This window comes from Arthrobacter sp. PsM3 (assembly GCF_030433895.1).
GTDB lineage: Bacteria > Actinomycetota > Actinomycetes > Actinomycetales > Micrococcaceae > Arthrobacter.
In genome coordinates this window covers 33,247-52,191 of sequence record NZ_JARUXE010000033.1, presented here as the reverse complement: position 1 = coordinate 52,191, position 18,945 = coordinate 33,247, and the positions used below count along the sequence as shown (strand labels likewise).

At 66.8% G+C, this 18,945-nt stretch carries 17 protein-coding genes, 1 tRNA gene and 1 other RNA gene; 12 read left to right on the top strand and 7 right to left on the bottom strand.

From position 1 onward, the window contains the following. From QCD75_RS16790 to QCD75_RS16755, 7 genes are all read left to right on the top strand, one after another. Positions 1-387, top strand: a 387-nt coding sequence (locus QCD75_RS16790; protein WP_301230447.1) for a sugar phosphate isomerase/epimerase family protein, incomplete at its 5' end; no start/stop codon positions are given. Between the two features lie 9 nt (positions 388-396). Then, complete coding sequence (locus tag QCD75_RS16785) at positions 397-873, top strand: hypothetical protein (protein WP_301230445.1); 477 nt, start codon at positions 397-399, stop codon at positions 871-873. Further along, positions 870-1,766 (top strand): TolB family protein, encoded by an 897-nt coding sequence (locus QCD75_RS16780; RefSeq protein ID WP_301230443.1) that lies wholly within the window; start codon positions 870-872, stop codon positions 1,764-1,766. The genes QCD75_RS16785 and QCD75_RS16780 overlap by 4 nt, the downstream gene beginning before the upstream one ends. 12 nt (positions 1,767-1,778) lie before the next feature. Continuing rightward, positions 1,779-2,813: a Gfo/Idh/MocA family protein gene (locus tag QCD75_RS16775; protein ID WP_301230441.1), complete on the top strand. Its 1,035-nt coding sequence runs from the start codon at positions 1,779-1,781 to the stop codon at positions 2,811-2,813. A 289-nt stretch (positions 2,814-3,102) separates the two neighbouring features. Beyond that, positions 3,103-3,639 carry a GNAT family N-acetyltransferase gene (locus tag QCD75_RS16765; RefSeq protein ID WP_301230439.1) on the top strand — a complete coding sequence of 179 codons (537 nt, stop codon included), beginning with the start codon at positions 3,103-3,105 and terminating at the stop codon, positions 3,637-3,639. A 55-nt stretch (positions 3,640-3,694) separates the two neighbouring features. After that, a complete protein-coding gene (locus QCD75_RS16760) occupies positions 3,695-4,414 on the top strand; it encodes a DsbA family oxidoreductase (RefSeq protein WP_301230437.1) in 720 nt (239 codons plus the stop codon). Between the two features lie 94 nt (positions 4,415-4,508). After that, positions 4,509-5,147 carry a TetR/AcrR family transcriptional regulator gene (locus QCD75_RS16755; RefSeq protein WP_301230435.1) on the top strand — a complete coding sequence of 213 codons (639 nt, stop codon included), beginning with the start codon at positions 4,509-4,511 and terminating at the stop codon, positions 5,145-5,147. Positions 5,148-5,181: 34 nt separating this feature from the next. Here QCD75_RS16755 and QCD75_RS16750 read toward each other — a convergent pair whose 3' ends face one another. Both QCD75_RS16750 and QCD75_RS16745 read right to left on the bottom strand, forming a co-directional pair. Beyond that, a complete protein-coding gene (locus QCD75_RS16750; RefSeq protein ID WP_301230433.1) occupies positions 5,182-5,862 on the bottom strand; it encodes a LytR C-terminal domain-containing protein in 681 nt (226 codons plus the stop codon). Then, entirely contained in the window at positions 5,855-6,154 is a 300-nt protein-coding gene (locus tag QCD75_RS16745) for a type II toxin-antitoxin system VapB family antitoxin (protein ID WP_226759363.1), read from the bottom strand. Before QCD75_RS16745 ends, QCD75_RS16750 begins: the two co-directional genes overlap by 8 nt. A gap of 180 nt (positions 6,155-6,334) precedes the next feature. On the opposite strand from QCD75_RS16745, the gene QCD75_RS16740 reads away from it, so the two are divergent. Both QCD75_RS16740 and QCD75_RS16735 read left to right on the top strand, forming a co-directional pair. Then, complete coding sequence (locus QCD75_RS16740) at positions 6,335-7,249, top strand: hypothetical protein (protein WP_301230432.1); 915 nt, start codon at positions 6,335-6,337, stop codon at positions 7,247-7,249. 121 nt (positions 7,250-7,370) lie between these two features. Beyond that, positions 7,371-9,005 carry a stealth family protein gene (locus QCD75_RS16735; RefSeq protein WP_301230431.1) on the top strand — a complete coding sequence of 545 codons (1,635 nt, stop codon included), beginning with the start codon at positions 7,371-7,373 and terminating at the stop codon, positions 9,003-9,005. A gap of 63 nt (positions 9,006-9,068) precedes the next feature. Here the strand turns inward: QCD75_RS16735 and QCD75_RS16730 are convergent, their stop codons facing one another. The 4 genes from QCD75_RS16730 to QCD75_RS16715 form a co-directional block, all read right to left on the bottom strand. Next, on the bottom strand, positions 9,069-10,010 hold the full coding sequence (locus QCD75_RS16730) for a phosphodiesterase (RefSeq protein ID WP_301230429.1): 942 nt from the start codon (positions 10,008-10,010) through the stop codon (positions 9,069-9,071). A gap of 195 nt (positions 10,011-10,205) precedes the next feature. Then, positions 10,206-11,417 (bottom strand): formaldehyde dehydrogenase, glutathione-independent, encoded by a 1,212-nt coding sequence (fdhA, locus tag QCD75_RS16725; RefSeq protein ID WP_226759360.1) that lies wholly within the window; start codon positions 11,415-11,417, stop codon positions 10,206-10,208. 223 nt (positions 11,418-11,640) lie between these two features. Continuing rightward, a complete protein-coding gene (locus tag QCD75_RS16720) occupies positions 11,641-12,126 on the bottom strand; it encodes a glutathione peroxidase (protein WP_301230426.1) in 486 nt (161 codons plus the stop codon). A 109-nt stretch (positions 12,127-12,235) separates the two neighbouring features. Continuing rightward, positions 12,236-13,576 (bottom strand): M23 family metallopeptidase, encoded by a 1,341-nt coding sequence (locus tag QCD75_RS16715; RefSeq protein ID WP_301230424.1) that lies wholly within the window; start codon positions 13,574-13,576, stop codon positions 12,236-12,238. Positions 13,577-14,353: 777 nt separating this feature from the next. Between QCD75_RS16715 and QCD75_RS16710 the strand changes: the two genes are divergently transcribed. Next, positions 14,354-15,244 carry an oxygenase MpaB family protein gene (locus QCD75_RS16710; protein WP_301230422.1) on the top strand — a complete coding sequence of 297 codons (891 nt, stop codon included), beginning with the start codon at positions 14,354-14,356 and terminating at the stop codon, positions 15,242-15,244. Positions 15,245-15,345: 101 nt separating this feature from the next. Here the strand turns inward: QCD75_RS16710 and QCD75_RS16705 are convergent. Next, positions 15,346-15,430 (bottom strand) — tRNA-Ser (locus tag QCD75_RS16705). A gap of 226 nt (positions 15,431-15,656) precedes the next feature. Here QCD75_RS16705 and ffs point away from each other — a divergent pair. Together ffs and QCD75_RS16695 are read left to right on the top strand one after the other, a co-directional pair. Continuing rightward, positions 15,657-15,753: signal recognition particle sRNA small type (ffs, locus tag QCD75_RS16700), an RNA gene on the top strand. A 27-nt stretch (positions 15,754-15,780) separates the two neighbouring features. Further along, positions 15,781-18,933 carry a DNA polymerase III subunit gamma and tau gene (locus tag QCD75_RS16695; protein WP_301230420.1) on the top strand — a complete coding sequence of 1,051 codons (3,153 nt, stop codon included), beginning with the start codon at positions 15,781-15,783 and terminating at the stop codon, positions 18,931-18,933. The last annotated feature ends 12 nt before the right edge of the window (positions 18,934-18,945 follow it).

The window sequence follows — 18,945 nt, the reverse complement described above, 5'->3', positions numbered from 1 at the left end:
TTCGGGCTGAACTGGGACCCCTCCCACTTCATGTGGCAGGGCATCGACCCGGTCTCCTTCATCTGGGACTTCAAGGACCGGATCTACCACGTGGACTGCAAGGACACCAAGCTGCGCCCCACCGGACGGAACACCGTCATGGGCTCGCACCTGCCCTGGGGCGACCCGCGCCGGGGCTGGGACTTCGTCTCCGCCGGCCGCGGCGACGTCCCCTGGGAATCGTCCTTCCGCGCCCTCACCGCGATCGGCTACACCGGGCCCATTTCCATCGAATGGGAGGACGCCGGCATGGACCGGCTCCACGGCGCCCCCGAAGCCCTCGCCGCACTGAAGAAGTACGACTTCCCGGCGTCGAACACCTCCTTCGACGCGGCGTTCAAGCAGTAAGGATCAGCCGTGGCCGACATCACCGGAACAACCGGGGTCATGATCCGCCGGCAACGGGACAGCTGGCACGGCTTCCAGGTCCTGGTGGACCACCGCCCCTCCGGCGGTATCGGCGGCTTCTTCGGCAACGGCCTGGCGAGCTTCTCCGCCGTGCCCTTCGCCGTGGATGCCGCCCGCGACGCCGACGGCCGGCCGGCCGGGCTGGTTGCCGACGAACCGGCCACGTCCGTCGAACCCGTCACGAACGAGAAGCGCCAGCGTCTCAGCTACGCGGCCGACGTCGACGATTTCCTGTGCATTTGGCGCTGGGATGATTGGAACGAACTCCGCATCCGCTGCGTCGGGGCGTTGCCGGTCATCACCACATGGGTCAACGGCCTCAAAATCGCCGAACTGGACACCGCCGTCCTGCAATCACCGGACCACGACGCCGAAGCGGTCCGGATCAAGGACCTCCCGACGGGGTCCCTGGAGGTCGCCCCGTGATTCGGACACTTCAGCCTGGCCAGCGCTGCGAGGTGTGGATCGCGTCCATTACGGGTGAGCGCAACCTGGCGTCCACTACCGAGGATGTGCTCCTTGAGGCGCCGAACTGGACTCTCGACGGCGCGGCACTCATCCTGAACGGCGCCGGGACGTTGTGGCGCTTCGACGTCGGGCGCCGGACTATCGGTCAGGTGCCCCTCACCGGGATCCCGGAACTGAACAACGACCATGTCCTTGCGCCGGACGGCACCGGCATCTACCTTTCGGCCAAGGATGGCCACATTTACCGCGCGGCGCTTGACGGCGGTGCGGCCACCCGCATCACTCATGACGACGGGTACTTCCATTTCCTCCACGGAGTGAGCCCGGACGGGCAGCGGCTGGCCTGCGTCGGGATCGAGGCCGGCGATTTCACCCAGCCCGGCCGGCTCATGACCATCCCGGCCGGCGGTGGCGACACCACCCGGTTGAACGTGGCCGGTCACTGCGACGGACCCGAATACTCCCCGGACGGCGAATGGCTCTACTTCAACACGGAAGCCTTCACCGCCCAACCCGGCCATGCGCAACTCGCACGGCTGAACACATCCAACGGCAGCGCCCCGGACGCACAAGCGGAGCGGCTGCTGGAGAGCGGAACTGTCGAATGGTTCCCGCATCTGTCCCCTGACGGCCGCTGGGCCAGCTTCATCCGGTTCCCCAGCGGGACCGTGGGCCACCCCGCTGACTTGCCGGTCGACGTCGTGCTTGTCTCCACCGGCGACTGGGCCACACCCCGGCACACCTGGCCGCTCTTCGGTGGCCAGGGCACACTCAACGTCAACAGCTGGTCCCCTGATTCCACCCGGTTCGCGTACGTCGCCTACCCGCTCGATTGTTTCTCCCCACGATAAAGGACTCATGACGTGACCAACCTCAGTAAGGGAACCTCCGACGGACAAATCCGCTGGGGAATCCTCGGCACCGGTTTCATCGCAGGGCTGCAAACGCAGGACCTGATCGAAAACGGATTCACCGTGCAGGCCGTCGGTTCCCGCGCGCCGGAATCGAGCAGAGTCTTCAGCGAAAAGTTCAGCATTCCCACCGCCCATGACAGCTACGAGGCGCTGGTCACGGATCCGGGCGTCGACGTCGTTTACGTCGCAACGCCGCACACCTACCACCATGCCCACGCACTGCTCGCCTTGAATGCCGGGAAGCACGTGCTGGTCGAGAAGCCGTTCACCATCAACGCCCGCCAGGCCCGGGAAATCGTCGAACTGGCCGAAGCCAAAGGACTTGTGGCACTCGAGGCCATGTGGAGCCGGTTCCTGCCCCACATGCTACGACTCCGCGAGATCATCCATGACGGCACGCTCGGCGAGATGCGGAAGATCACCGCCAGCCACAACCAAAACCTTCCCAAGGACCCCGCCCACCGGTTGAACGACCCTGCCTTGGGCGGTGGAGCCCTCCTGGACCTCGGCATCTACCCGGTCTCCTTCGCTTTTGATGTCTTTGGCGCTCCGGGGAACATCCGGGCCAGCGCAACCATGACCGCAACAGGGGTGGACCGCCAGACGGCAGCGATCTTCGAATACCCGCAAGGACAGCAGGCCATTGTGGACTGTGAGCTGGATGCCGCCGGAGCCAACCGGGCAGTCGTCACCGGGACGGAAGGCTGGGTCGACATCGAACCCACTTGGTACAACCCCACGCCCTTCACCCGCTTCGACACTCACGGAAACGTCCTGGAGAGGTTCGACGAGCCGGTGAAGGGCAGAGGGATGCAATTCCAGGCAGCCGAGATGGAACGCCTCATCACAGCAGGATTCACCGCCGGCACGGTGCTACCGCCGAGGGAGAGCGTGGCCGTCATGGCCGCCATGGACGAGATCCGCCGTCAGATCGGCCTCAGGTACGCGGCAGACGCCACGCCGGAAGGGGCCCCGAATGACTGACACCGTCTCACCCCGGATCACCGAACTGCGGCAGCACGAGGAGGAACTGGCATAACGTGGTTCTCTTCCGCTGCGTCCTGCCCGGCGCCACCGCTGACCAGGACGAGTGGGTCGGGTGTCGTCGCCGCACTAACGGTGTCCGGGCTGGCCTCGGACGAGGACCATCAGCTGGGGGTCGAAGGCACCAGCACCAGAACCTACGTCACGTCGGTCTCGGCGTAGGCGTTCTTGCGCGGCGCCCGCAGCCCAGCAGAGGGTGGCGGCCCGGCCGCGGACTAGAGTTCTAGCTATGACGCACCAGATCCGGAGAGCAACCGCGGACGACGCCGGCCGGCTGGCCGCGCTGGCGGCCGTCACCTTCCCGCTCGCGTGTCCGCCGGGGTCACGGCCGGCGGACATCGCCGCGCACCTCGCGAACACGCTCAGCGAGGCCAACTTCCGCAGCTACCTCGCCGACCCGGCCGTCACCGTTCTCGTGATCGACGCCGGCGGCGAGCTTCGCGGCTACAGCCTCCTGGCCGCCCGGCCCGCCCGGGACCCGGACGTGGCAGCGGTCCTGACCCTCCTGCCCTCCACCGAGCTCAGCAAATGTTACGTCCACCCGGACCACCACGGCCTGGGCGCCGCCGCCGAACTGATGCACGCCTGCATCGGCGCGGCCGCAGCGGCCGGCGCCCGGGGGATCTGGCTCGGGGTGAACGACCAGAACGCCCGCGCCATCCGCTTTTACGAAAAATCCGGCTTCCGCAAGGTCGGCACCAAGTCCTTCCGGCTCGGCAGCACCGTGGAACACGACTTCGTCATGGAGCGCCCGGTCACGCCGTGACCAAGCCGACAGGCCGCCGGGGAATGGAGCCGGCGCCTGAAGGGTTGTGGCGATCATGAAGATTGAGATCTGGTCGGACGTGGCCTGCCCCTGGTGCTACATTGGCAAACGCCGCTTTGAAATGGCCCTCGCGGCCTTCCCGCACCGGGATTCCGTGGAGGTCCAGTGGCGCAGCTACCAGCTGGATCCGACACTGCCGGACCACTATGACGGCACCGAACTGGACTATTTGAGCACCCGCAAGGGCATGGCCCCGGCGCAGGTCGCCGGAATGTTCGCGCACGTGGCCGAGGAGGCCAGCGGCGAGGGGCTCAACTACCGGTTCGACGACGTCGTGGTCGCCAACAGCTTCACTGCCCACCGGCTGATCCACCTTGCCGCCGCGCACGGGCAGCAGGACGCTGCGAAGGAGCGCCTGCTCAGCGACCACTTCGAGCGGGGCTTGGACATCGGCAGCCGGGAGTACCTGACCTCGCTGGGATTGGGCCTCGGGGTCGGTGCCGCCGAACTGGACGAACTGTTCACGACGGACAAATACGCCGACGACGTCCGGCAGGACTTCGAGGAAGGCCGCGCCCTGGGCATCACCGGCGTCCCGTTTTTCGTCATTGACCGGAAATTCGGGCTCTCCGGCGCCCAGCCCGCCGAGACGTTCTCCGCGGCCCTCGAGCGGGCCTGGCAGGACAGCCGGCCGCTTGAGATGGTCAGCGCGGCCCCCGGCGGAGAGGCCAACGGAACCGCAGAGGCTTGCGGCCCGGCTGGCTGCTCCGCCTGAGCGTCCGCCTTCACCGGCGGCCCGCGCGGGGCGGGATTACCGCTGGCCAGTGGCAAAACCGGGTTTTGCTGACAGATCGCGCTAAAGTGTCCGTATGCCCAGGATTTCGGCCGCGAGCAACGCCGCCCAACGAGCCGAGACCCAGCACCGCATCCTGACTGCGTTCGGCGAGCTCCTGTTCACCCACGGGCTGCCCGGGCTGACGATGACTGACGTTGCACGGCACGCCCTGATCGGCCGGACCGCTGTCTACAACTACTATGCGGACATCGAAGAACTTCTGATCGCCTACGCACTGGATGAAACCGAGCGTTTCCTGGTTGACCTGAGGGAATCCCTGGACTCGCTGGAGAATCCGGTGGACCGACTGGCGCTGTACGTCCGCGCCCAGGTCGAGGACCTCAGCCGGCGGCACCTGCCGCCCGGTCCGGCGATGGGCGCCGTGCTTTCCCCGGCGTCGTTCGCGAAGCTGGCGGACCATGTCGGGGAGCTGAGCGTCCTGCTGCAGGGCATCCTGCGGGACGGCATCGCCCAGGGCTACCTGCCGGACACCGACATCAGCCAGCTGGCGCAGCTCATCCACGGCACCCTGTCCTCAAGTGCCGCCCGCGGTAACGGCGCCGGCCAGGACCCCGAGGCAGAGGCCCGGCTGGCCCGCACCGTGCGGTTTGTCCAGCTCGGCGCGGGAGCGCGGTTCGACGACAATGGGCTCCCGCTTCGCCTTAACCCCTGAACACCCGTGAACCGGCGGCCCCGGACGAACGGGGTCAGTTGCCCGGAGTGGGGGACACCGTCGGCGCCACGGGCCACTGCGTTTCGTCCACAATCCGCCGGTCCTCGCGCGGGCAGCTGAGCTGGCCCGGCGTCTGGTCGACCAGTTCCGGTTTTGCCAGGTCCTTGAAGTCTCCGGTGAGGATGACATCCACGCTCGGGTCCGTCCGGCCGTCCTGGAAATAGTCCGAGCCGGGCACGTTGCGCTGCACACTGAACGCCGCGGACTGGCCTGCCGCGCCGGAGACGACCAACGCCACCCCGCGGTAGCTCGACGTCGTGTTGGCAACGGCCCCGACGATGAACTTGCGGGCCGCGAACTCCTCGGCCACGGATCGGGCCAGGCCCGGCCGGGACGTGGAATTGAAAACGTTGAGGTTGATCGTTTCCGGCGGCGCGTAGTCGTAACGCGCCTCCGGGCAGACGGACGCGGCAGCCTGGCTGCGCTCCGCCGTCGGGATCTTGATCTGGCCGTTCATGATCGCCAGCGCCACCACGATCGCCGCGGCAATCAGCCCCACGAGCAGCACCAGCACGACCCCGTGCAGGATGCGGCGCCGCAGCCTGACGGGGTTGTCGTGCAGTTCGTCATCCTCCACGAACGTGGCGCGCAAATCAGAGCCGGTGATGACGTGGTGCCCATGCAGGACGGTGACGTCCTTCGGCGCTCTAGCCATTGATCACCAGGACGCGCGCATGGATCGCCGTGCGCTGGTGCAGGGCAGTCCGGACGGCGCGGTGCAGGCCGTCCTCCAGGTACAGGACGCCGCGGTACTCCACGACGTGCGGAAACAGATCGCCGAAGAACGTCGAGTCCTCTGCCAGCAGCGCTTCAAGGTCGAGCGTGCGCTTGGTGGTCACCAGATCGTCCAGCCGGACCGGGCGCGGCGGCAGCGTCGCCCAGTCCTTGGGCGTGCTGTAACCATGGTCGGGGTACGGGCGTCCCTCGCCCACGGCTTTGAATATCACCATGCAAGCGTAAGGAACTTGGACGGCCAAAGGAATCCACGACGCCCGAAGCCGGGAGGTTGTAGCCAAACGGTAACCATTTGTCATGCCGCGCGCCGCCGCCTGTCACATTTCACGCCATGCCGCCAACCCCGGTCCACAACACATGCAAAGCCGCCTGCCGGCTGGGAGAATAGGTGCATGACAACTCCCGAGACCCCAGCCTCCCTCTCGCCGTTGGCGCCTCCGCTGGCACTGCTGCTCGACGTCGACGGTCCCGTGGCGAGTCCCGTCACCCGCACGGTGCAGCCTGCGATCATCGCGGACCTGCTGGCGCTGGCTGCGGCGGGGATCCCGGTCATTTTCAACACGGGCCGTTCGGCGGCCTTCATCCGTGAACAGGTCATGGAGCCGATGATTGCCGCCGGGATGCCGGCCGGCCTCCTCATCCACGCCGTCTGCGAGAAGGGCGCCGTCTGGTTCAGCTACACCTCCACGGGTCCCGGTGCAGTCCACGTCGACCACGAACTGGCCATCCCGCGGGCCTTCGGCGACGACGTCCGGCGGCTCGTGGCCGAGGACTATTCCAGCCACATGTTCTTTGACGAAACCAAACTGGCGATGGTCTCCGTGGAGCAGCACATCGCCGTGGAGAACTCCGACTACCGGGCTGAGCAGGAACTCTTCGACGCCGACGCCATGGGCCTGATGGCCCGGCACGGTCTTGGGGTGGTGCGCCTGGACCACCACGCCCCCGACTCCGATGACCGCGTCGATTACCGGGTGGACCCGACCATCATCTCCACCGATATCGAATCGGTCCGGCTCGGCAAGGACCTTGGTGCGAGCCGCGCCGTGGAGCTGCTCGCGGCCCAGGGCATCACCCCGCAGGCCTGGCGGACGGTGGGCGACTCCCGCACGGACTACGCCATGGCCGACTGGCTGCACCACAACGACCACCCGGTCAAGCACGTCGACGTCCGGCCGGCCGACGGCGTCCCGGTGAAACCGTACGAGGTACTCACCGCGGCGGATCTGGGGCTGGGCGCGGACGTCATCCACGACGATGCCGGGGCGGCTTTCCTGCACAGCTGGCGCGCGGCCCTCCTGGACTGAACCAGCGCACCGAACCACCCCCGGACCCCAGGGTTCCGGGGGTGGAGGTAGGGCTCTTGCGGCCCACACTGGCGGCATTTCAGCCGCGGACATTGGGGTCGATTTTGGGGCGGACGTTATCATGCAACTAGGGACACATTCACGCAAACAATCACGGAGAATCGAAATTACAGACGCATTGGTCCAGGACGAGATCTACTACGGCAGCCAGGCATCGGTAGATGCCCATGATGAGGTCACCTCCGCGGCTGCCGTGGCGAGATTCCGGACCCGGCAGGACGTTGTGCGCCGGCGCGGCCGGTACGGGCTCATCAATGAGAACCGTACGCCGTACCAGGCCATGGTCGAGGATTTGATGTTCATCCGCTCGGTCCTTGACGGCGCCGGCCTCGACTACCTCCTGGTCCGCGGCAACAACCACCGGCCGGTCATCGCCGTGGACTGGAAGGACCGCAAGGATCTCCGCGACGCCCTCGTGAAGGCCTGCCACGATGAGCCGTTCTACTCGATGAGCGTCGACGCCAAGAAGAAGTCCTCGGTGCTGGTCGCCGACGGGGAGCTCTCTCCCAACCGGCAGTCCCGGATCTTCCGGCTGTACCGTCCCCGGGTCGAACCTGAGGGCGGCTTCGAGTTCGGCGCCTCGGCCGGCGTGCAGCTGGAACTGTGGAGTTTCGAAGGTGACCAGCTGATCCTCCCGATCGAGAACTCACTCACCCGCCGGACCCTGCTGGCCCAGGACGCCGTCCGCGGCACGGTGGAGCGGTACGGCCACACCTGGCCCACGATCGAGAACATGTTCGCCGACCACGCCAGTGACATCAGCTTCGACATCGACCTGGTGTTCTCCTGGGTGGACGGCAGCTCCCCCGAGTACATCGCCGCGCGGCGTGCCCGGATGGCCGGCGTCGTGGTCGGCGAGGGCGACGACCACGAAGCCCGATTCCGCCAGATCGACGAGCTCAAGTACGCGCTCCGCTCGGTCTACATGTTCGCGCCCTGGATCCGCCGCATCTTCATCGCCACGGACTCCCCCACGCCCTCCTGGCTGGCGGATCATCCGGGCGTGACGATCGTCCGCAGCGAGGAGTTCTTCGCGGACCCCTCCGTGCTGCCCACCCACAACTCGCAAGCAGTGGAGTGCCAGCTCCACCACATTGAAGGTTTGTCCGAGCACTTCCTGTACTCGAATGACGACATGTTCTTTGGCCGCGCGGTCGGGCCGGACATGTTCTTCACCCCTGGCGGCATCACGAAGTTCATCGAGGCGGAAACCCGGATCGGCCTTGGGGACAACGACGCCGAGCGCAGCGGGTTCGAGAACGCAGCCCGTGTGAACCGGAAACTGCTCTGGGACCGCTTTGGCCGGATCACCACCCGTCACCTGGAACACACGGCTGCTCCGCTGCGGCGCAGCGTCGTGGCCAAGATGGAGCAGGAGTTCCCCGCGGAATTCGCCAAGACGGCGGCCAGCACGTTCCGCGCGGCCGACAACATCTCGGTGACCAACTCGTTCTACCACTACTACGCGCTGCTCACCGGCCGGGCCGTCACCCAGACCGCGGCAAAGGTGCGCTACGTGGACACCACGGCCAGGGCCGGGCTGAACTATCTGCCCAAGCTGCTCGCCAAGCGGAACATGGACTTCTTCTGCCTCAATGACGGAAGTTTCCCTGAGGTCCCCGCCGAGGAGCGGGCCGAACTCGTGACAGACTTCCTGGAGAAGTACTACCCGATCAAGGCCCCCTGGGAGAAGTAGGTCCCCGAGGTCCGGGCACAACCACCAGCTGGCTGTGCCCGCTGTCCCGTCACCGGGGTGGCGCTAGTTGCTGGCGGTCAGCCTTCGGCTTCCGGGAGTCCTGGCGGGCTCCTCGGGCCTCGCCTTGCCCGGGATCCGAATCCCGGCCGCTGCAATCCGCCGATGGGCTTCTGCAGCCGAGACGAGCTCGCCCACCGGCGGGGTGTCTCCGAGCAGGACCACGGAGTGCACGATGGTGTGCTCATAGACGTGGACGAGGTTGAACGCCTGTCCGCCGTCGCGTCCGCGGGTTCCACCCACCGGGACGTTGAGGTCCTGGGTGTAGCAGGTGGCTGAGGCTACAGAGACGGGAATTCCGGCGAAGGTCGCCGTCGTCGAATAGTGCAGGTGGCCGCCCAGTATGGACCGGACGTCCGAGTTCCGCAGGACCGCGGCCAATGCCGTCTGGTCCCGGAGCTCCACCAGGACGGCGAGATCCAGGACGGAGGGCACCGGAGGGTGGTGCAGGGCCAGGATGGTTCCGTCCGGTGCCGGGGTGGAAAGTTCGGCCGCGAGCCACTCCAGCTGGTCAGGGCTCAGCTCACCGTGGTGGAAGCCGGGCACGGAGGTGTCAAGGGTGATGATCCGCAGCCCGTTGATGAAATAGCTGTGGTCCACCGGGGCGTCGTCAGCCGGCTGGTCCAGCAGGCCGGTGCGGAAGTTGGCGCGGTTGTCGTGGTTGCCCATCGCCCAGATGACTTTCGCTCCCATGGCTTTGCACGCGGGTTCGACGATGGCCCGCAACTTGGCGTAGGCCTCGGGTTCGCCCCGGTCAGCGAGGTCGCCGGTGAAGATCACGGCTTCGGGGCGCGCGCCGGAAGCGCGTACTTCGTCAAAGAGTTGCTGGAGCAAAGCGTCGCTATCGACTACACCAAGCAACGGAGCGGAACCTCCCAACAGGTGGGGGTCACTCAGATGGAGTAGAAAATGACGTGGCCGGGGGTGCTCGGCCTCGATGAGCTCCATTGCTACCTTCCTGGTTGGGTGGAGGCGATTGCCTCCAACGTCCCTCTCAGTAAGGTCTATCCAACCAGACATCCGGCCAACAATGTGCAAACTCCAGTAGGCATGTTCGAAAAATGGGAACAACGCGTAATCCGGCGGACACATACCTGCACTGGTATGTGTCCGCCGGATCGGCCTTACTCAGGTACCTGAGGTCTAGCTCAAGTAGCCGTTCGGGTTCAGCACGTACTTCGTGGCGGCGCCCGCATCGAATTCCGCGTAACCCTTGGGCGCCTCCTCCAGCGTGATGGCCTTCGCGTTGACGTTCTTCGCGATGTGGACCTTGTCGTGCAGGATCGCCATCATAAGCCCGCGGTTGTACTTCATCACGGGGCACTGCCCGGTGGTGAAGCTCAGGGACTTGGCCCAGCCGGTTCCTAGGCTGAGCGAGAGAGCACCCTTCTTGGCCGCCTCGTCGATGCCGCCCGGGTCGCCGGTGACATAGAGCCCGGGGATGCCGAGCGCGCCGCCGGCCGCTGTCAGTTCCATCAACGAGTTCAGCACAGTCGCCGGAGCTTCCTTGGCATCGTGGCCGTGGCCCTTCGCTTCGAAGCCGACGGCGTCGACGCCGCAGTCGACTTCGGGCACGCCGAGGAGTTGCTCGATCTGCTCCGCGGGCCCGCCCTGGGACAGGTCAACGGTTTCGCAACCGAAGCTGCGTGCCTGCTTCAACCGGTCCGCGTTCATGTCCCCGACAATCACCACCGCGGCGCCCAGCAACTGGGCACTCGTGGCCGCCGCGAGGCCGACCGGCCCGGCACCGGCGATGTAGACCGTTGAACCGACACCGACGCCTGCACTTACAGCTCCGTGGAAGCCTGTCGGGAAAATGTCCGAGAGCATGGCCAGATCCAGGATCTTTTCGAGTGCCTGATCCTTGTCCGGGAACTTCAGCAGGTTCCAGTCCGCGTACGGGACGAGGACGTAGTTGGCCTGTCCGCCGACCCAGCCGCCCATGTCCACGTACCCGTAGGCGGCGCCCGGACGGGCGGGGTTGACGTTCAGGCAGATACCGGTCTTGCGCTCCTTGCAGTTCCGGCAGCGTCCACAGGCGATGTTGAAGGGGACGGAACAGATGTCGCCCACTTTGATGAACTCGACGTCCGGGCCGACCTCCACGACCTCGCCGGTGATTTCGTGGCCGAGCACCAGATCCGAGGGGGCTGTGGTGCGGCCGCGGACCATGTGCTGATCCGAGCCGCAAATGTTCGTGGCAACGGTTTTGAGGATCACGCCGTGGCGCACCGAACGGCCCACGTTTGCAGGGTTGACCCCCGGGCCGTCCTTGAGTTCGAAGCTGGGGTAGTCAATGTCGATCAGTTCGACTTTGCCCGGCCCCTTGTAGGCAACGGCTTTGTTTCCTGTCATCACTTTCCTCCTGGTTTCACGGACCCCCAATATGAGTGTCCAGTTGTGATTCACGAAGCGTGCTGATGCACCGTCCATCGGGCCTGTGCAGGCTGCACTGCCGACACACGCGCGCGACTGCGGCGTGGTTGCGCCCGGTTTGATCGGAAGGTTTCGCCAGTCTAAGCGGCGAGCATGCTTAGGGATAGGGGCCGTTGTCCCCTTGTGCCCTGGGAGCCGACTCTCAGCTAAGGGCGGACTGGACAGCTTCAATAATCTCCGGTGAATCCGGCTCCACGGTGGGGGCGAAACGGGCCACCACGTCGCCGTCGCGGTTCACCAGGAACTTCTCGAAATTCCACTTCACCAGTCCCGGCAGAATGCCGTTCTTGAATTTGGTGAGCTCGGCGTAGAGCGGGTGCTGGTTCCTGCCGCGGACGTCGGCTTTGGCGGTGAGCGGGAAGGTCACGCCGAAGTTCCGTTCGCAGAATTCAGCAATTTCGGCGTCGGCGGCGGGTTCCTGGCCTGCAAACTGGTTGCAGGGAACACCGAGCACCTCGAAGCCCTGCTCGCGGAATTTGTTGTGCAGTGCTTCGAGTCCCGCGTACTGCGGCGTAAATCCGCACTGCGAAGCCACATTGACCACCAGCACAACCTCCCCCTTGAAGCGGCCAAAGTCGGTGTCCGTGCCGTCGATGAGGGTAAGCGGAATACTGTGCAGAGCGGTCATCGGAGAGTTCCTCGCAAGTCGGTAATGAAGATCGTGTCCGGAGCGGTGTCCCGGAATTGGTCACGACCGTCATTCGATACCAACGCGTGCGGGTATTGGTTAGTGCCGTCTACGGGGTGGGAGCCAGCGACGGGTCCGTGGTCGCCGGCGGCTCAATGGACGCCGGGGGCGCGGGCGCGGCAGGTGCTGAAGTGGGCTGCGGCGGCGGGGCCGGCGCGACGACCGGGGGCGCAGGGGCGGACGGCACAGGCGCCACAACCGCCGGCGGGGCCGGCGCGACGACCGGGGGCGCAGGGGCGGACGGCACAGGCGCCACAACCGCCGGCGGGGCCGGCGTGGTGGGCTCCGGCGTCGGCGAAGCTGCAGGCGGCGTGGTGGGTTCCGGCGTCGGCGAAGCTGCAGGCGGCGTGGTGGGCTCAGGCGTCGGCGAAGCTGCAGGCGGCGTTGCCGGGGTGCCGGGGTCCGACGGAGGCGGGGGGTCGCTGGGGGCGGGTGTGCCGCCCGGAGTCTGTGAGCCCCCCGCTGTAGTGGCACCGCCTGTCCCGCTCGGCGACGGGCTGGGTTCCAGCGTTGGGGTATCGGACATCGTCTTGGTGGGCGACAGCGCGTCCCAGATGGACGGAGTCGGCGAGGCCGGCGCGGCGGCGGAGGAGTTGGCAGTTCCCGGCAGGGTTGGGATGAGCGTTTCCTGCACGCCGCCAGTGACTACGTGCTTCCCGTTATCGGACACCGGGATGGCCCAGCCAAGGGTGGCGTTAGATGGACTGCCGGCGTCGGGCGCATAACTGGTCATTTCGAGGGCGCCGAGCTGGTCCGTCTGGCTGATCGGAAGAAGGATCCAGTCGTGCGGGTTCTTGTGGATGCCGTTCAGGATGGTCTCAAAGTGCAGGTGGCAGCCGGTGGAGGATCCTGTCGTCCCCACCCGAGCAATAACCTCACCGACGCGCACGGAGTCGCCCTTCTTGACGGCGATCCCCTCAAGGTGGTTGTAGGTAGTGATGAGCCCGTTGCCGTGGTCGATTTCCACACGGTTTCCGCCACCCCACGGGTGCCAGCCGACGGCCCGCACGACTCCGGCATCGGCAGCATAGACCCGGGTGCCGCAGGCTGCGGCATAGTCCTGGCCCCAGTGGAATTCGCCAGCGGACCCGGAGATGGGGCTGGTCCGCAGTCCGAAGGGCGAAGTCTCCTGAATGGATTCCAGGGGTGCCATGAGGAAGCCTTCTGCCGGCCGCTTCAGCCCGGCTGATGCCACATTGAGCTCCCCGGGGACGCCGTCCTTTGAGGTCGTCTCGACCGGTGACCGGCTGTAGGCGACCAGGGCCAGGGCGTCCGCAGTGAACGCCGCCGTTGAGGATGCATCGGCGCCTGGGACGGGGCGGGAGTCCGCGGTGCCCGGATTCAAGATGCCGGGCCCGACAACGCCGGAGGCCGGTGGCGGGGAAGGCAAAACTGCGGCGCCGTTGCCCGACAGGCCCTGAACCCCAAACGTCAGGACCGCCAGTGAGAGGCAAAAGCCGCCCGACAAACAGCGCACCGCGATGACTCGCGCCCTGATGGCCTTCTCACTCGATGAGTTTCCCCAGTGTTTTCCCACGATGTGACTCCCGAATTCTGTTAGCCAGTCCCCAATATCGCGGACTCACGTTCTTATGGGACCACAATCGGATGGCCGTGGGAACGGTGAAAACTACCCCCTTTCGAACTCAAGTGGTGGCCCAGTAGTCCTAAGTATTGGGCCAAGTATCGGGGCGCAGCAGCGGTGGGCGAGAATGGGGTATGCGCAACCTCCTCACGGAACGGCAGGCCGAACCCAAACAGAGGGTCACTGGGACCCATGAGGCCGTGCCGGACTGGGTGCCGCGGTTGGCGGACGGCGACTATCCTGCCTACCACCTGCCAGGTTCAGGCGTCCGGGCCGTCCTTGGGGACATGCCGACGATCGTGCTGGGGAGGACTCAGAAGGGTCTCGCAGCAGCTCGTACAAGGGCTCGCGTTGGCGTCATGAAGCCGTCCCTAACCGCCGGACAGGCTGAGCAGCATAATGCCCTCTACGACGCCAAGACGACCGTCCCGAGTATCGCAAAAACTAATGGGTGTTTCGCGCCAGAGCGTCTACCGTTACCTCGAAGGTCAGCATGAATCGGGTGATGCGTAGCTCGGGATTAGCTCAGGCACCTATTTTGTCCACAGGAGAACAAACGCGGTGATCAAAGTTTTCGGACCTATGAAGTCACTTCTAGTTGGAACCTTCAGCAACGGAGCGAAGCGGACGCCGCAGTGGCAGCTCGATCTTGCCGAAGGGGACGACGCAGGCTTTTTCCCCGCCAATTCAGCAGTCTGGGCTGTTCACGGGGGAATGCCAACCATCGTTGCAGGTATTCGAGCGCTGCTGATGCAGGCTCTCCACCCAGCCGCATTGGCAGGAGTGCAGGATCATTCAAATTACCGGGATGATCCGCTCGCACGACTAGCCAATACGATCCGCTGGATCTTCACGGTTTCCTACGGTTCAACCGCCGCGGCCCGCTCAGCCTCCGACTGGGTGCTGCGGCTCCACGAACCAGTGCGGGGGGACTACGTGGACGGGCACGGCGTCGCCCGGAGCTATACGGCCAATGATCCGGAACTGCTCCGCTGGGTGCATATCGCCTTCACCGATGCCTTCCTTTCGGCGCACAAGATCTGGGGGAGGCCGATCCCGGGCGGACCCGATGCCTACGTGCGTGAGTGGGCGCAGGCCGGGGAGCTGATGGGGGTGGAGTCCCCGCCGCTCAGCGAGGAGGCCATGCGCCGGCAGCTGGACCACTGGTACGACGCCGGGGAGCTGCGGTCCGACGAAAGGGTCGCCGAGACGGTGGCGTTCATCCGCAATGCGCCGCTCCACCCAGCTCTGAGGCCGGGGTACCGGGTGCTGTTCGCGGCGGCGGTGGCGAGTCTCGAACCCAAATACCGTGAGCTGCTGGGCCTCCGCACCGCCCGGCTTGGCCCAGTCCCGCTGCCGGTGCGGCTGGCCACGAAGGTGACACTCGGCGTCATCCACCTTGCCCTGGGCCGGGTGGGCCCCAGCGAGCAGGCCGCACGGGACCGGCTCCGCAGGCTGGGTTATGAGGCCTGAGGGCTGAGGATTGGACGGGCGCGGCGGCCAACCCGGGTTCGGACCGCGCAGGGATTGCCCGGGATGCAAAAAGGCCCCGGTCCGAGGACCGGGGCCAAACGCGGAGAATGGGGGATTTGAACCCCCGAGGGCGTTAACCCAACACGCGTTCCAGGCGTGCGCCATAGGCCGCTAGGCGAATTCTCCAGTAGCTTCTGAATCAAAAGCAGATACTAGAATACCTGAACTTCCCGGCATCGCCCAATTGACCCCTTCGCCCCCGACCTCCCGGACATGCCCTACCCCGGCCGCGGCGAGTGGACAGAGGCCCATTGTGCCCACTCCGTCGCCCGAAAATTGGGCATGTCCTCCGGGATTTCCCGGGCCCCCGGTGCACGATTCGGGGCACACTCAAACGTCGGGTAAACTTGCTGACGGCCCCTCATGTGGCGTCATCCTGTTGAACTCCCCCAGGACCGGAAGGTAGCAAGGGTAAATGGGCTCTGGCGGGTGCATGAGGGGTCTTTTATGTCTGTGCCGATTGGTAGGGTTTATCTGTGACTGTTACTACCGCTCTATACCGTCGATACCGCCCTGATTCGTTCGCCGACGTTATCGGGCAGGAACACGTCACCGAGCCGCTGATGACGGCGTTGCGCAAGAACCGCGTCAACCACGCATACCTTTTCTCCGGCCCCCGCGGCTGCGGAAAAACCACTTCCGCCCGCATCCTGGCCCGCTGCCTGAACTGCGCCGCGGGCCCCACGGACACCCCCTGCGGCACGTGCCCCAGCTGCGTCGAACTCGCCCGCGGCGGTTCCGGTTCACTCGACGTGATCGAGATTGACGCCGCCAGCCACGGCGGCGTGGACGACGCCCGCGACCTGCGCGAACGGGCCACCTACGCCCCCGTGCGGGACCGCTATAAGATCTTCATCATCGACGAAGCCCACATGGTCACGTCCGCCGGCTTCAATGCGCTGCTCAAGATTGTCGAAGAGCCGCCGGAACACATCAAGTTCATCTTCGCCACCACGGAGCCGGACAAGGTCATCGGCACCATCCGCTCCCGTACGCACCACTACCCGTTCCGGCTTGTCCCGCCGGAGCCGCTCATGGCGTATCTCGAACTGCTCTGCACCCAGGAAAACGTCCCTGTGGCGCCCGGTGTGCTCTCGCTCGTCATCCGCGCCGGAGGTGGGTCTGTGCGGGACTCGCTGTCCGTGCTGGACCAGCTCATGGCCGGCGCCGGCCCGGCGGGCCTGGATTACGAACTGGCCGTCGCACTGCTGGGCTACACCCACGCTTCCCTGCTCGACGACGTCGTGGAGGCCGTGGCTGCGTCCGACGCCGCCACGGTGTTCCGCGCCGTGGACCGCGTCATCCAGACCGGGCATGACCCGCGCCGCTTCGTGGAGGACCTGCTGGAGCGCTTCCGCGACCTCATCATCGTCCAGGCCATGCCGGAGAGCGCTCAGTCAATCCTCCGCGGCATGCCCTCGGACCAGATCGCGCGACTGCAGAACCAGGCCCACAACCTGGGCGCGGCCGAGCTGTCCCGGGCGGCGGACGTTACCAACACCGCGCTGACCGAGATGACCGGCGCCACCTCGCCGCGGCTGCACCTGGAACTGCTGTGCGCCCGGATCCTGCTGCCTTCCTCCGAACAGACCGAGCGCGGTATCGCCGCCCGGATCGACCGGGTGGAACGCCGCCTGAACTACGCCGGGAACGACGTCGGGACTCCCGCCGCGGCGCCCGCGCCGCCGGCTGTTCCGACACCTGCGGTCACGGCCGCTCCCGAACCGGCTGCCCCCGCGCCGATGACTCCGGTTCCTGTAGTGGCAGCTCCCGTTGTCGCACTCGCGACGGCATCCCCCGCGGCCGCCGTGGCGGCCGGGCGCGACACCGAACCGGCCAGGGAAACACTCACCGCGCCACGTGTCAGCACCGGCGACTGGCCGGTTGGCGAACCCGCCACGGCCAGCAGTGCTTCCGGGAAAACCCCGGAATCCCGCGTATCCGTGCCGGCACGGCCGGCACCGGAAGTCACTGCGCCGCCTGCCCCGGTTCCTTCCGGACCGGCGCCGTCCGCGCCGGTTCAGAACCAGCCGGCCGCGTCCGCTCCGGTCCAGAACCAGCCGGCCCCGGCACCTCTTGCTGCGCCCGCGGCGGCGCGGGCCGCCGGATCAGGCCCGGATGTCGAGGTCCTCCGCCGGGCCTGGCCGGAGATCCTGCAGACGCTGAGCAAAATCAAGCGCAGCACCTGGGCCTTGGTCGAACCGAATGCCCAGGTGGGCCACTTCGAAGACCATGTCCTGACACTCGCGTTCACCACTTCCGGGCTGGCAGGAGCTTTCGGCCGGGCGGATCACTCCGAAAACCTGCGCCAGGCGATCCACAAGACCATCGGCATCGAATGCCAGATCAACGCCGTGGCCAGCGGAAGCAACAGCGCAGCGAGCTCTGAGCCAAACCCAAAAGCACCCGTTAGCCGGGACGTCCCGGCCACGTCCACCGACGCTGACTGGGGCCTGCCCCCGGCCGCCGCACCCCAGGCCGGGCCGGCGCCAACGGAACCAACTCACACCGAACCCGCCCCGGCCGCTCCGGCCCGGGCAACCTCCCCCGTCACTCTGGCCCCTGCGGCCCACGCCCCCGTCACGCCGGCCCCTGCGGCCCACGCCTCCGAAACGCCGGCCCCTGCGGCCCAGCCATCAGTTCCAGTTCCCGCCGCCCCCTCACCGGTGCAGGCAGCCGCTGCCCCCGAGGCCCCGCATGCCCCCGCGCCGGCAGCCGCAAGCGAACAGCAAAACTCGTCCCCGGAGCCTGCCGGGTCTTACGCCTACCCCGACGACGACTGGGGTCCCCCGCGCGACGAGGATGCTCCATCGCTGGACGAGGAACCGCCCATGGACTGGGACCCCTCTGAACCCGCCGTGGCACAGGCAGCCCAGCCAGCCGCCGCGCCCGCGCCAACGCGCAAGAAAGCTTCCGCTTCGGTGCGGTCCGGCGCTGCATCCCGCACGTCACCGGCCCACGCTCCCGCCCCCGAGGCGCCGGATACCGCCGACGACCCCTGGGCCCGGGCCGTCGAGCAGTCCCCCGGGATCTGGGCGGTCGGCGCGGATTCCAACGTCGGAACCTACCCTCCGAACGAGTCGGCAAGCCCCGATCCCGCGCCTGAGCCTGAACCTCCGCACTACGAACCTGCGGCGGCCCAGGTCCCGCAGTACGCCGCAGCCGTGTCGCCTTCCGCCGCCTATGAGCCTGTCACCCCCTCGACGAATAGCTGGGGAGATACCGCGGAATTGGTGGCGGTAGGCGCCCGATCCACGCCAGCCTCAGCCGATGCCGCGGCGATGGCCGTGCCCGCCCCACTGGCAAACGCCATGCCGGCGGCCCCGTCTGCACCTGTACAGGCCCCGCCGGCGGCGGACCCAGCACCGTCTGCTGCGCCTAACCCGGCGGGCCGGCAAAGCCTCTACCAGCGGCTGTCCAACAGCCCGGAGGCTGAAGCCGGACGGGCCAAGGCTCCGGCCCGGGCAGCGGGCGCCACCACCACCTATGTCCAGGACATCCCCAGCGCAGATGACGAAACGATCGAGGAATCCGGCGTCTTCGGACGGGCCGCCGTCGAACGCATCCTGGGCGGAAAGCTGGTCGAAGAGCGGTCCCTGGACGGAAGTCCGTTGCCCCCGCGCTTCTAGCCGTCCCGCCGG